The organism is Rhodoferax sp. (assembly GCF_039922535.1).
In the GTDB taxonomy this organism is placed as follows: domain Bacteria; phylum Pseudomonadota; class Gammaproteobacteria; order Burkholderiales; family Burkholderiaceae_C; genus Rhodoferax_B.
In genome coordinates this window covers 1-13,400 of the sequence record NZ_JBDTEM010000327.1, presented here as the reverse complement: position 1 = coordinate 13,400, position 13,400 = coordinate 1, and the positions used below count along the sequence as shown (strand labels likewise).

Here is a 13,400-nt window from a genome sequence, read left to right as displayed (position 1 = left end):
ATTCGATTTGCAAGGCAAGGTCGCCCTGGTTACCGGCGCGGGCCGGGGCATAGGCGCCGCGGTAGCCACACGGCTGGCCGAAGCCGGCGCACGGGTGGTGCTGGCCAACCGCACATTGGAGGATGCCGAAAGCGTCGCCGAATCGCTACGCCAGTGTGGCCACACCGCACAGGCCATTTGCTTCAGTGCGGACATGGCGGGGTGCCAGCAGGCAGTACAGGCGACGCAAGCCGCGTTTGGCGGCCTGGACATCCTGGTGCACAACGCCGGTGGTTGCCCCTGGACGCCACTGGAAGATTTGGACGCAGCGACGCTGAACACCACGCTGGAGTTGAATCTCAGCTCTTGCTTCTGGCTCACCCAGGCGGCCCTGCCCTTGCTCAAGCTGCGCGGCGGGCGGATTCTGGTCACCTCCTCAGTCACCGGGCCACGCGTGGCTATGGTCCACGCCGCCCATTACGCCGCGGCCAAGGCTGGGGTGAACGGCTTCATCAAAGCCGCTGCGCTGGAGCTGGCCCCGCACCGCATCACCGTAAACGGGGTGGAGCCCGGCTTTGTCGCTAAGCAACGCGGCCGTCTCAGCCAGCCTGCGGTGCAAGAGCGACTGGTGCGCTACATACCGCTGGGTGTGGCCGGTGCGCCGGACGACATTGCCTACGCCTTTCTGTACCTGGCCAGCAACGAGGCACGCTGGGTCACTGGGCAGACCCTGGTGGTAGACGGTGGCATGACCCTGCCGGAATCCGGGCAGGTGATGGAAGAACTGTGGGGTATGGCATGACGACACATATTCTGCTGATAGGCACGGCAGACACCAAGGCCGATGAGCTGCTGTTCATGCGCCAATGCATAGAACGCGACGGCGGCAAGGCCTGGGTCATGGACGTAGGCGTGCTGGGTACAGCCAGCTTTGCGGTAGAAATCAGCAACGCCGAGGTGGCGCACGCGGCCAACACCACGCTGGCCGCCATTACCGCCCTCGGTGACGAAAACCTGGCCATGACCAAGATGGCGGAAGGCGCAGTACAGATCGCCTTGCAGCTGTATACCGAAGGCAATATCCACGGGGTACTGGCCTTGGGTGGCACCATGGGCACCGATCTGGCGCTGGACGTCACCGCCGCCTTGCCCCTGGGCTTTCCCAAGTTTGTGGTGTCCACCGTCGCGTATTCACACCTGATACCGCCTGAGCGCCTGGCACCGGACTTGATGATGATCCTCTGGGCCGGTGGCCTATATGGTCTGAACAACATTTGTAAATCCATTCTGAGCCAGGCCTCGGGCGCCATTCTGGGCGCCTGCCGCACGGTCGTACCCATGGGCAATGCCCCCATGGTGGCCATAACCTCCCTGGGCAAAAGCGCACTGCAATACATGGTCAGCCTGAAGCCGGCGCTGGAAGCGCGCGGCTATGAAGTAGCGGTGTTCCACAGCACCGGCATGGGTGGGCGCGCTATGGAAGTGCTGGCCCGGCAAAAGCGCTTTGCCGCGGTGCTGGACCTGTGCCTGCAAGAGCTGGGCAACCAGGCCCATGGCTCGGTGGTGACATCGGGGCCGGACAGGCTGCAGGCGGCCGGCCTGCACGGTGTGCCGCAAATCGTCGCCCCGGGTGGCATCGACATGTTGGACCTGCAAGCCTGGAAAGAGCTGCCCGGCTGCTATGTAGACCGCCCCTACCACGCCCACAACCGGCTGATTGCATCGGTGCTCATGAACCCCGCTGAGCGGCGGGTAGCGGCCCAATTGGTGGCCTCCAAGCTGGCCCTGGCACGGGGCCCCACGGCATTTATAGCTCCTCTGGGCGGTGTGGAGCAATGGGACCGCGCGGGCGAGCCATTGCACGACCCCGAAGGCCTGGCGGCATTCTTCGACGAACTGCGCCAATGCATCCCCACTCCGGTGCACTACGTGGAAGTAGATGCCCACATCAACGACGCCCCGTTCGTCCAGGCTGTGCTGGCCGTTTTTGATACCTGGGTAGCCAAGGGTCATATCGCGCCCGGCGTGCGCAGTGCCCCGCCCCTGCAGGAGGCCGCATGAAAGACCAACACATTCTGGTTACCGGTGCCGCCAGCGGCATAGGTGCGGCCGTGGCCGAGCGCCTAGCGCAGGAAGGTAACCTGGTGTTTGCGATGGACCGCAGCGCCGACGCTCTGGCCGGCTTGGCGGCGCACTGCCGTGTTACGCCCATCGTGGCCGACGTAACTGCACAGGCCGATATAGACCGCGCCATAGCGCTAATCGCAGCCTCCGGTCGCCTGGACGTGGTGGTCAATGCGGCCGGCGTGGTGGCCGAGGACAACCCCGAAGATGTGACCGACGCCGTATGGGAACGCATGCTGGCCATCAACCTGACCGGCACCATGCGCATTTGCCGCGCGGCCATTCCGCTGCTGCGCCAGGCGGGCGGTGGTGCCATCGTCAACGTGGCCTCGGTTGCCGCATTCAACTCCACGCCGGGCAGCGCCAGCTACGCGCCCAGCAAGGCCGCCGTGGTGGCCTACACCCGCAACATTGCCTATGTGCACGGCGTAGACAAGATCCGCGCCAACTGCCTGTGCCCCGGCTGGACCCGCACCCCCATGGCCGAGCAGGAGATGCGCGATGCCGCCGCCGCGGCAGGCAGCAGCATGGAGCAGGAGTTTGCCCGGGTCGAGGCCCGCATCGCCCTGCAACGCATGGCCAGCCCGCAAGAGATGGCCAGCTGCATCCGCTTCCTGGCCAGTAGCGAGGCCTCGTTCGTCACTGGCGCTGTACTCGTCGCAGACGGCGGTGGCCGCCTGGCCACGCATGCACGCGGATTCTGATTTTTCAACCGGTATTCCACGTTAATTTCACATGAAGGAGAACGCAATGGGTTCAGCACAGCGCATCGACCAGCATCTGCGCCAGGGCGTAGTGGGCTTCCCCACCGCCTTAGCCACCGCCGTGGGGGTCGTCATGGCCAGCCCGGTGATATTGACTGTCAGTACCGGCTTCAGCCTGGGTGGGGGGGTATTTGTGGCGGCCATGGCCATCGCCTTCATCATGATGCTGGCACAGGCCAGCACCTTTGCCGAAGCCGCCACTATGCTGCCCACCTCGGGCTCGGTCTACGACTACATCGCCTGCGGCTCGGGCCGCTTTCTGGCGATCACCGGCACCCTGTCGGCCTATATCTTGGTGCATGTGTTCGCCGGTACGGCCGAGACCATACTCAGCGGTGTCATGGCCACGGTAAACTTCGAGGTGATGCACCAAGTACTGGTCGACCATAACGCCACATGGGCTGTGGGAGTAGGTCTGGTGGTGCTGTTTGCTTTGCTGAATTGCTTTGGCGTGACCGCCTTCGGAAGGGTGGAAGTAGTGCTGACCTTTGGCATGTGGATCACGCTGATGGTGTTCGGTATTATGGGTGTCCTTAGCGCCCCCCGGGTACAACTGCAGGGCTGGTTCGGAGTGTCGGCCATTGGCGCCGATTTCGAGACCGTGGCCTCCTTCATCGGCATGGCGATGTTCATGTTCCTGGGTCTGGAATTCGTAACGCCACTGGCGCCCGATCTCAAGAATGCTCAACGCACTATTCCGCGAGCCATGTTCTTGGGTCTTTGTTTGGTGGCACTGTGCATGACACTCTGGGGAACGGCTATGGTTCGGCAAGTAGCCAATGTCGCACTGGACCCCAAAGGCCTGGTCCACATACTCGAAACACCGGATGCAGTGCCATTACTCGCAAACCGTCTAATGGGGCCATTCGGCAAGGTTTGGATTGGCATTGCCTTCCTACTGACTGGCGCGGCCACCATCAACACGTTGATGGCCAGCCTGCCACGCATCATGTACGGCATGGCGCTGGACGGAGCGCTGCCCAAGGCGTTTGCCTATCTGCATCCGCGTTTTCGCAGCCCCCTTGTAGGTATTGCTGTGGCCGCGGTCATCCCTGTAGCCCATGCAGTGTGGATACACGGCGACCTGGACCGCATCATGCCGCTGGTGCTGGCCGCCGTGTGCTCCTGGGGAGTGGCCTATTTGCTGGTGAATATCTCGGTGGTGCTGCTGCGCTTGCGCCGCCCGGATCTGCCACGGGCATATAGATCGCCCTGGTTCCCGCTGCCTCAATTGGTCTCGTCGGTAGGCATCGTACTTGCCATCTGGTACATCACCCCGCCCGGCATGGAGCCCAGCAGCATCTACGTGCCATTTGGCGTGATGCTGGGACTGACCGCGGTGTACGCCCTGGTCTGGACCGTTTTTGTACAAAAGGTCAACCCCTTCACACCAGTGCCGGTGGAAGAAGTGCTGGAGGCTGAGTTTGGTCGCCACACGGTGGCGGCGCATTGACCATGGCAAGCCTGGCCGCATTCTGGCAACAGTGGTGCCTGCGCATCGCATCGGTGCCTGGCTACCGCCCCGGCGTGACGCTGCAGCGGGTGCTGCAAGAGCTGCGGTCGGCTTGGCCTTTGCAAAGACCTGCGGGTGAACGCTCGGTTGCCGTGCGTGCCAGCGAAGACAGCACGGCCTGGACCGCCACCGAATGCGTGCAGCAGCACTTCATGTTGCATGTGGTAACGGTAGAACTATGCCTGCTATTACCGGCCAGCGGCGACGGTGCAGAGGACGCGGGCAGCCAGATCCGCCTGCACCACAGCGGCTGGCGCCGGGGTAACGGCTTGGCCTACCAGCTACGCGGCACAAGATCCGCCGCTACCCGTGCGCTGGCCGAGCGCTTCTGCGCCGACCCGGCCCTGCGCCGAGCGTTGCAGGGCTTGGACTTCAGCCGCTGCAGCTTGACGCGCAGCGAAGCAGCTTGGCAGCTGCGCATCGAACCCTTTGGCGGCAGCGAGGTAGTCAACCGCTTCCCCGCCTTCCGGCGCTATGTGCGCCTGGGCCCGGCCCAGGTAGCGGCGCTAAAGCAGATCCAGCTGGCTCTGGAAGCTTGCCCGGCTTTTTCCATCTAAAGATTTAGCGTACTTTTCTCCGTCAACCAGGACATTTAAAAACTGTCTACGCACGCGGATAAACGGATTTCAACCATCTGAAATCTAAGTGGGCTGAAACTTGTCGGACCGACAATGAGTTCAGAACCAATTGCCTTACGACACGACCTCTTCGTGCGTGCAGGTAAGGAATTTGCTTCAACGTGAACAAATTATTGATTGAAAGTGCACCACGCTTGGCAAACGCTATGTCCCACTTATCCTCGACACCATAATAAAAATAAAAGAGGAGGAGACAATGGAAACAAAGCAAACATACGACGCCATCGTGATTGGCGCGGGTTCTGCCGGCTGCGTTGCAACGCGGCGACTGGTTGACGCGGGTCTGCGCGTGCTGCTGTTGGAAGCGGGGCCGCCAGACAATTCGCAATTCATCCACATACCGGCGACCTTTGTGCGCGTCATTGGCACCCATCGCACCTGGGTGTATGAAAGCACGCCACAGCAGCACGCCCATGGCCGCACCATGTATGTCCCGCAGGGCAAGACGCTGGGCGGCGGTAGCTCGGTCAATGCGATGGTTTATATCCGCGGCCAGCACCAGGACTACGACGACTGGGCGGCACAGGGGTGCGCCGGATGGGATTGGAAGTCGGTCTTGCCGTGGTTCAAAAAGGCCGAATCGAACCAAGTCTTTTCGGCCGCATGGCATGGCACCGATGGCCCCTTGACCGTCAGTGAAACGCGCCACCGCCATGTGCTGAGTGAAGCCTTTATCAAGGCCGCCCAGGAAAGCGGAATTCCCCACAACGCGGACTTCAATGGCGCGCAGCAGGCGGGTGTCGGCTTCTACCAGACAACCACGCGCAATGGTGCGCGCGCCAGTACGGCGGTCACGTACCTGGACCCGGTGCGGAGCAGTCCAAGGCTGTACCTGGAGACCGGCGCGCTGGTGCAAAAAATCACTTTCGATGGCACCCGGGCCACCGGGGTGGTGTGGCGCAATGCGCGCGGCGAGCTGGTGGAGTCTTTGGCGTCGCGCGAGATTGTGCTGGCTGCGGGCGCACTGGCATCGCCCAAACTTTTAATGCTGTCCGGCATCGGCCCGGGGGCACACCTGCAGGCGTTGGGAATCCCGGTCGTCCAAGACTTGACGGGTGTGGGGCAAAACTTTCAAGACCATTTGGAGGTTAGTGTGTATGGCCGCTGCAAGGAGCCCATCAGTATGGCTGGCAACGATGTTGGCCTGCGCGCGCTGCGCCATGGCATTCAATGGAAGCTCACGCGCACGGGCTTGTTGACGTCTAACGTGGTGGAGTCGGGCGGCTTTGTCGATACGGCGGGCACAGGGCGGCCTGACATCCAGTTCCATGTGCTACCGGCGTTGGTGGGCGATGTGGACCGCGAACCTTTGCCGGGTCATGGCATCTCCATCAACCCCTGCTTTCTTCGGCCCAAGTCGCGCGGCACGGTTGCGCTGTCGAGCCCCGACGCTGCCGCACCCGTGCATTTTGACGGTGGGTTTTTAACGGAGCAGGCCGACGTGGATACGCTGGTGCGCGGCGTGCAACTGGCACGGAGAATTCTGCGCGCACCGTCTTTGTCCAAGCTGATTAGCGTTGAGCTGTCGCCCTCGGCCGAGAAAGATGTGCCCGCCGCCGAACTGGAGTCGTATGTGCGCAGCCGCGCCAAGACGGTGTACCACCCTGCGGGCACCTGCCGCATGGGTGCAGCCAGCGATTCGCACACGGTGGTGACGTCCGATCTCAAAGTACGGGGCATACAGGGTCTGCGCGTATGCGATGCCTCTGTTATCCCCAACTTGGTCAGCGGCAATACCAACGCCCCGGTGGTAATGATCGCCGAGCGTTGCGCAGATTTCATGCTTGCCAAGTAACCCAAATAGGAGCACCCGATGACATTGGCCCAGACGACCAACGCAGAAATCCTGCGAACCGGATTTCTCGCACGCAGACAGCGTGGCAACTTCATCAACGGCCTGGAGCAAGAGCCGCACAGTGGTAAATACCTTGCCGTGGTAGACCCCGCCAGTGAGTTGCAAGTGGCCCAGGCTCCAGACAGCGACCGCCACGATGTCAACGACGCAGTAGCAGCTGCCCGCGCGGCTTTTGAAGATTCAGAGTGGTCGCGCATGCGGCCTGCGGACCGCGAACGCTTGCTGTTCCAGCTCTCCGTTTTGATAGAAAAAAACGGTGACGAACTGAGCTTTTTAGAGACGCTACAGAGCGGCAAATTGCAAGGAATTGCACGCGCAGTCGATGTGGGTGCGGGCGCCGAGTTCGTGCGCTACATGGCTGGCTGGGCGACCAAGATCGAAGGCCAAACGCTGCAGCCTTCGATTGGCTTTCCGCCGAGTGTGCAGTACCACACGTGGACACGGCGCGAGCCGGTGGGCGTGGTGGCGGCCATCGTGCCGTGGAACTTTCCCTTGGCCATTGCCCTGTGGAAGGTAGCGCCAGCATTGGCTACAGGCTGCACCGTGGTTTTAAAGCCATCGCCAGAAACGCCTTTAACTGCCTTGCGCCTAGCCGAGCTGGCGCTGGAAGCCGGGTTCCCACCAGGGGTGCTGAACGTGGTGTGCGGCGCAGGCGAAACAGGTGCTGCGCTGGTGGGCCATCCCGGCATCAACAAAATCAGCTTTACGGGCTCCACCCCCACGGGGCAGGCCATAGGCCGCATGGCCGTGGACAACATGACGCGCACCACGCTGGAACTGGGCGGCAAGTCGCCCCTGATCGTGCTTGAAGATGCCGACATTCAACAGGCGGCCTTTGGCGCGGCCATGGGCATATTTTTTAACCAGGGGCAGGTGTGCACGGCGGGCTCGCGCATTTACGTGCACCGCAAGAAGTTTGACGCTGTGACGCAAGAGGTGGCCCGCATTGCCCAGAGCATGAAGATTGGCTCTGGCTTTGACCCGACGACCCAGCTAGGGCCGGTGGTGTCCAAACGCCATTTCGAGCGCGTCATGGGATACCTGGAAACGGCACGCGAAGAGGGTGCAACCGCCTTGACCGGAGGCGAACGTAGTGGCACGGCAGGTTACTTCGTCAAGCCTACGGTGCTGGTGAATGCATCGGCAAGCATGCGGGTGGTGCAGGAGGAGATATTCGGGCCGGTGGTGGTGGCCATGCCCTTTGACGATGTGGAAGAGGTCATCCAAATGGCCAACACCAGCCCCTATGGTTTGGCCGCCAGTATTTGGTCCAACAACCTGTCGCAGGTGCACCGCATGGTTCCCCGGCTGCAGGCTGGCACGGTATGGGTCAATTGCCACAACATGCTCGACAGCAATTTGCCACTGGGTGGTTACAAGCACTCCGGTGTGGGCAAAGACCTGGGCCGTGCGTCTATCGAAAGTTACACCGAGTTGAAGAGTGTGTGCATGGCTGTGTAAGTGAAATTCAAACAAAGAAGGAGACAAAAATGAAGGTATTTTTACGTTACGTCGCGTCACACGTGGCACTTTTCGTGTTGGCTTTATCGGCCGCCATGGGCAGCCAAACTGCGTTTGCGCAGGGCAAGATGGATTGCGGTTTGAGCAACGGAACCAAAGCCAGTGGCGAGCCCATTGCCATTGGTGCCGTGGTGGGCAAAACCGGGCCGGACGACTTCAGTGCATCCACGCAGGCGGCTGCCGCGTACTTCCGGTGTGTGAATGAAAACGGTGGTATCCACGGGCGGCCGGTCAACTACATCGTCGCCGATGACCAATGGAATCCGGAGACAGCCTCCCAGGTCGCGGCCAAGCTGGTGCGCGACAACAAGGTCGTGGCCATGGCCGGCAGTGCCAGCTTTGTGGAGTGCGGTGCGAATGCCAAGCTCTATGCGCAAGAAGACCTGATGGTGATTGGTGGCGTAGGCGTGCCCCGCGAATGCTTCTTCAGCAAGAACTACGTACCTGTGAACACCGGCCCGCGCGTGTCGGCAACACTGATTGGCGCGTACGCCGCCCAAACCTACAAAGCCAAGAAAATGGTCTGCATCATCCCCAACATTCCCAGCCTGGGAAATTGGGCCTGCGAGGGTGCCAAGGGGTGGGGCAAGGAGCACGGCGTTGACGTAGAAACCATTGCGATTGACCCGGGCTCTGCAGATGCTACTTCGGTCATGTTGCAGGCTTCCTCCAAAAAACCCGACGTGATCTTGCTCAACGTGCCCAAGGGCATCATGGTTCCCATGCTGGCAGCGGCTGAACAGCAAGGGCTGAACAAAAAGATCCATTTCGTATCCACCACACCGGCCTACAACAGCGAAGTGCCTAAAGCCATTGGCCCTGCATGGAACAACGCTTTTGACCTGCACCTCGAGTTCATGCCCGTGGAGTCTGCCGGGCCAGACAACGCCAACTGGAAGGCCGTTATGAACGCCTATGCCAGCAAAGACGCACCCCGCGACTCGTTTGCGCAAGGCGGCTACCTGGCCGCACGCATCGTCACCGCCACGCTGCTCCAGCTGGACCCGAAGAAGCTGGACCGCGCCAGCGTCAGCGCGGCTTTGCGCAAGGTTTCTGGCTTCAAGAGCGACATGCTGTGCAAGCCTTTCTATGTGGGTGACGGTGCCCGCCACAACGGCAACAGCAGCGGCCCTATTGCCCAAGTCAGTGGCAACGGCTTCAAACAGGTTGCGGCTTGCGCCAGTGCGCAAGAACCGGAGCTGGCCGACATCCGTGCCGATGAAAAGAAGCTGGGTCTTTAAGCGGCTGGCCTGAAGCATTGGGAGGAGAACCCACCATGAGCGAATTACTGCCGTTTCTCATTTCTGGATTGGGCATCGGAGCCGTCTACGCGTTATCGGGGGTGGGCCTGGTGGTCTTGTACCGCGCCTCCGGTGTGCTGAACTTTGCATTCGGCGCTTTGGGCGCGCTGGGCGCTTACACCGCTTGGACGGTCCTGGATGCTGGGCTTCCGATGTGGCTGGCCTGTGTGGCATCGATCGGTACTGCGATGGGCGTTTCCCTTCTATATGGCTGGCTGATTGCACCCTGGCTGGCGGTGCGGGACTCGACCATCCGCAGCATCGGCACCTTGGGGCTGGCCTTGGTGCTGATGGGGTTTACGGAGTGGTTCTGGGGCTCCAACCCCAAGCGCCTCATCTTGCCCAGCGATGCGATGGGAATTGATTTTGGGGATGTGCGCTTAACCGGCACACGCATCATCAGTTTGCTGGCTGCCGTCGCCATGATGGGTGCTGTTGCCTTGCTGCTGGCGCGAACACGGATGGGCTTGAAGATGCGGGCGCTGGCCAATGACAGGTCTTTAAGCGCCTTGCTGGGCGTCTATGTGCTGCGGGTGGATACGGTGGCCTGGCTGCTGTCGGGCGCTTTTGCCGGTGTGTGCGGGCTGTTGCTGGCCAACATCGTGCGCTTGCAGGCAACGTTGCTTACGTTTTTGGTGATACCCGCCTTTGCCGCTGCCATTTTGGGGCGTTTGAATTCTTTGCCAGCCACCGTGGTTGCCGGGATCGCCATTGGTGTGCTGGAGGCATCGGCCATTTTAATTCCGGGCTTTGCACCGTACCGCACGGCGGTTCCCTTCTTGTTGGCTTTGTTGGCCATCGTCCTGTTTCCCAATACGCAACGTATTGCGTAAATCCATTCAAGAGGCTTATTGCCTGATATGTCTAAACCCACGTTTCCATCTGCCGATGCGGACGATCTTGCCGCACGCTTGCGCGAGATGCGTTTGCAGCGCACCCGCAACATCAAGGTGATGCTGGTGTTGCTACTTTTACTTGCCGTGGTGTTGCCACTGGTTGCCAATGGTTATTGGACCAAAACGCTGATTTCGGCGGTGGCCATTGCGGTGGCGGTCAGCGGTGTTTCGTTGCTCTACGGCCAGCTGGGGCTGGTGAGCTTGAGCCAGTACGCCCTGGTGGGCGTGGGGGGCTGGGTTGCGCTGCGCTTGTCGCTGGGCTTTCAGTGGCCGTTTGAACTTTGTGTTTTGGCCGCTGGCGCATCGGCCAGCGCGGCAGGCATGGTGGCTGGCTTGCCGGCTTTGCGTATGAAAGGTTTGTACCTGGCCTTGGTGACCCTGATGATGGCGGGCGGCTACCAGGTGCTGATCAATGCGCTTGGCTTCCCGGACGGCGGCGACGGTTGGCTGGGCAAGGCTGTCGGCACAGACCGTGCCCTCATGGGGCGGCCCTATCTGGCCGAATCCGATGGCATGTACCTGGCCTATGTGGTGGTGTGGTTGGCCGCTGTCTTGTTGCTGGTGGAGGTGCACAAACTGAGCAAGCCGGGCCGCGCGTGGGCCTTGATCCGCCGCGGTGAGGCGGCGGCCAATGCGGCGGGCGTGGATGTGCTGCGCTACCAGACCTGGGCGTTTGGACTGGCCGGGTTTTGCGCCGGTGTGGCCGGTGCGCTGTTGGCGGGTGGTGTTGGGCAACTCGATGGCCGGGCTTTTGGAGCCAGCGAGTCGGTCATGCTGTTTGCGCTGGCGGTGGTGGGCGGCGTGTACCACTGGCTGGGCGTGCTGCTGGCGGGCTTGCTGCTGCGAGCGGTACCTGCGTTGCTGACGGATTTTGGCGTCAATGGCTATATCGCCACGATGTTTTTTGGCGCGTCTCTTTTACACGCGTTGACGACGGCACACCGGGGTATCGCTGGGCAGTTGCTTGATCGTGTTGCGGCTCTTCGGCGCCGCTTGGTGGCCCGGCCCGCTGCGGCAGAGGTGCGCCATGATTGATATCCATGCGGTGACCGTGCAGTTCGGTGGCGTCAAGGCGCTGGATGATTTGACGGTGCAACTGACAGCGCCGGTGTGCGGCCTGATCGGGCCCAACGGCGCAGGCAAGACCACGCTGGTCAATTTGTTGAGTGGTTTTGCCAGGGCAAAAGCGGGCAGCGTGGAAGTCGATGGACATAGCCTGCTGGCGCTGTCGCCGGTACAGCGTGTGCGGTTTGGCTTGCGCCGCAGTTTCCAGACGGAGCAGGTGGTGGAAGACCTGAGCATCTGGGACAACGTGTTGGCCATTCTGGAGCAGGTCGATTCAGACAGGGCAAATTACACGGAAAAAGTGGGCACAGTTTTGCACTATACCGGGTTGGCCGAGGTGGCTGGCGCCTGGGGCTCGCAAATTAATTTATTCCAACGCCGCAAACTCGAATTAGCCAAGGCGCTGGTGGGGACACCTAGGGTTTTGCTACTCGATGAGCCGGGCGCTGGCATCAACGAGCAGGAGGCCGAACAACTGCGTGACCTGATTGTGGGCATACACGGATTCTGCGGCGCGCAGGTGTTGCTGATTGATCACGATGTGGAGCTGATCAAAGGCACTTGCACCCAAACCCTCGTACTTGACTTCGGTCGTTTACTGGCCGTGGGTGCCACGCTGGAGGTGCTGAACGCGCCGCAAGTCAGACGCGCATATCTAGGAACCTGATGGCCATGAGTATTCAATCCAACTCTACATTGGCCGTGCAGGCTGCTGTGCTGCACCGTGGTGGCAAAGAGGTCCTGCACGGGGTCGATATTACGGTTCAACCAGGCCAGGTAACGGCGCTGGTGGGGGCCAACGGGGCGGGCAAGTCCAGTCTGGTCATGGCTATTGCCGGAGACTTGCCATTGACCTCTGGGCACGTCACCCTGGGCGCCATGGACTTGCGGGGTATGCGCCCCGAGCGGGTGCGCTCGCAAGGTATCGCCGTGGTGCCAGAAGGGCACCGGGTGCTGGGCGACCTGAGCGTGATGGATAACCTGAAGGTGGCTGCCAGTTTGCTGCCCTTGCGCGAGGTGTCTGACGCGATCGAGGAAATGTTAGCCATATTTCCAGAACTGGAAAGCAAGCTGCAGGCGAGTGGGCGGTCTTTGTCCGGGGGGCAGAAGCAGATGGTTTGCATTGCACAGGCACTGCTGGCGCGCCCCCGCATTTTGGTGATCGACGAACTCTCTTTGGGCCTGGCCCCCACGGTCGTGAAGCGGCTGGCCGACGTAATTCTGGACGTTGCAGGCAAAGGTGTGGGGGTGCTGCTGATCGAGCAGTTCACCTCGCTGGCTTTGTCCATGTCCAAACAGGCGCATGTCATGGTGCGGGGCCAGATCGCATGGTCCGGCGCATCGACAGAGTTGTCTGCCCATCCAGAAATATTACACAGCAGTTATTTGACGTGAATCCATTCAAAACATCCAATCAACACAAGGAGACAGCATGACAAAAGATTTTGCGGGCAAGGTGGCATTCATCACAGGAGGCGGGACCGGCATTGGCGCGGCCGTGGCCAAGGACTTTGTCCAACGCGGTGGGCGGGTGGTGCTGATGGGGCGCCGCCGCCAGCCGCTGCTGGAGGTTGCCGAGCCGTTGGGCGGTTTGGTGGTGGAGGGAGACGCGGCCGATGCGGCGGATGTCAAGTCCGCACTGGCCAAGGCCATCCAGCAGTTTGGCGGTATCGACGTACTGGTGGCCAATGCGGGTGGGCACGGTATTGGCGAGTTAACCCAGACGACGGACGACTCCTGGCGC

At 61.3% G+C, this 13,400-nt stretch carries 13 protein-coding genes; all 13 read left to right on the top strand.

The window, feature by feature from the left end:
• The first annotated feature begins 7 nt into the window (after nucleotides 1–7).
• Nucleotides 8–781 carry an SDR family oxidoreductase gene (locus ABI213_RS15685; RefSeq protein WP_348027757.1) on the top strand — a complete coding sequence of 258 codons (774 nt, stop codon included), beginning with the start codon at nucleotides 8–10 and terminating at the stop codon, nucleotides 779–781.
• Complete coding sequence (locus tag ABI213_RS15680; RefSeq protein ID WP_348014667.1) at nucleotides 778–2,040, top strand: Tm-1-like ATP-binding domain-containing protein; 1,263 nt, start codon at nucleotides 778–780, stop codon at nucleotides 2,038–2,040. Before ABI213_RS15685 ends, ABI213_RS15680 begins: the two co-directional genes overlap by 4 nt.
• Complete coding sequence (locus ABI213_RS15675) at nucleotides 2,037–2,807, top strand: SDR family oxidoreductase (RefSeq protein ID WP_348014666.1); 771 nt, start codon at nucleotides 2,037–2,039, stop codon at nucleotides 2,805–2,807. Before ABI213_RS15680 ends, ABI213_RS15675 begins: the two co-directional genes overlap by 4 nt.
• Before the next feature lie 46 nt (nucleotides 2,808–2,853).
• Entirely contained in the window at nucleotides 2,854–4,320 is a 1,467-nt protein-coding gene (locus ABI213_RS15670; protein ID WP_348014665.1) for an APC family permease, read from the top strand.
• 2 nt (nucleotides 4,321–4,322) lie between these two features.
• Entirely contained in the window at nucleotides 4,323–4,937 is a 615-nt protein-coding gene (locus ABI213_RS15665; RefSeq protein WP_348014664.1) for a DUF3156 family protein, read from the top strand.
• A 277-nt stretch (nucleotides 4,938–5,214) separates the two neighbouring features.
• Complete coding sequence (locus ABI213_RS15660) at nucleotides 5,215–6,813, top strand: GMC family oxidoreductase N-terminal domain-containing protein (protein WP_348014663.1); 1,599 nt, start codon at nucleotides 5,215–5,217, stop codon at nucleotides 6,811–6,813.
• Between the two features lie 18 nt (nucleotides 6,814–6,831).
• Nucleotides 6,832–8,334, top strand: a complete 1,503-nt coding sequence (locus ABI213_RS15655; protein WP_348014662.1) for an aldehyde dehydrogenase family protein — start codon at nucleotides 6,832–6,834, stop codon at nucleotides 8,332–8,334.
• A gap of 95 nt (nucleotides 8,335–8,429) precedes the next feature.
• The gene (locus ABI213_RS15650; protein ID WP_348014710.1) at nucleotides 8,430–9,635 is read left to right on the top strand and encodes an ABC transporter substrate-binding protein; all 1,206 of its coding nucleotides are present in this window, start codon (nucleotides 8,430–8,432) and stop codon (nucleotides 9,633–9,635) included.
• Nucleotides 9,636–9,670: 35 nt separating this feature from the next.
• Nucleotides 9,671–10,528, top strand: coding sequence for a branched-chain amino acid ABC transporter permease (locus tag ABI213_RS15645; RefSeq protein WP_348014661.1), 858 nt, complete (start codon nucleotides 9,671–9,673; stop codon nucleotides 10,526–10,528).
• Between the two features lie 87 nt (nucleotides 10,529–10,615).
• On the top strand, nucleotides 10,616–11,626 hold the full coding sequence (locus ABI213_RS15640; protein WP_348014709.1) for a branched-chain amino acid ABC transporter permease: 1,011 nt from the start codon (nucleotides 10,616–10,618) through the stop codon (nucleotides 11,624–11,626).
• Complete coding sequence (locus tag ABI213_RS15635; protein ID WP_348014660.1) at nucleotides 11,619–12,323, top strand: ATP-binding cassette domain-containing protein; 705 nt, start codon at nucleotides 11,619–11,621, stop codon at nucleotides 12,321–12,323. The genes ABI213_RS15640 and ABI213_RS15635 overlap by 8 nt, the downstream gene beginning before the upstream one ends.
• A gap of 5 nt (nucleotides 12,324–12,328) precedes the next feature.
• On the top strand, nucleotides 12,329–13,051 hold the full coding sequence (locus tag ABI213_RS15630; RefSeq protein ID WP_348014659.1) for an ATP-binding cassette domain-containing protein: 723 nt from the start codon (nucleotides 12,329–12,331) through the stop codon (nucleotides 13,049–13,051).
• A gap of 37 nt (nucleotides 13,052–13,088) precedes the next feature.
• A partial coding sequence (locus ABI213_RS15625) for an SDR family oxidoreductase (protein ID WP_348027755.1) occupies nucleotides 13,089–13,400 on the top strand: 312 nt, incomplete at its 3' end.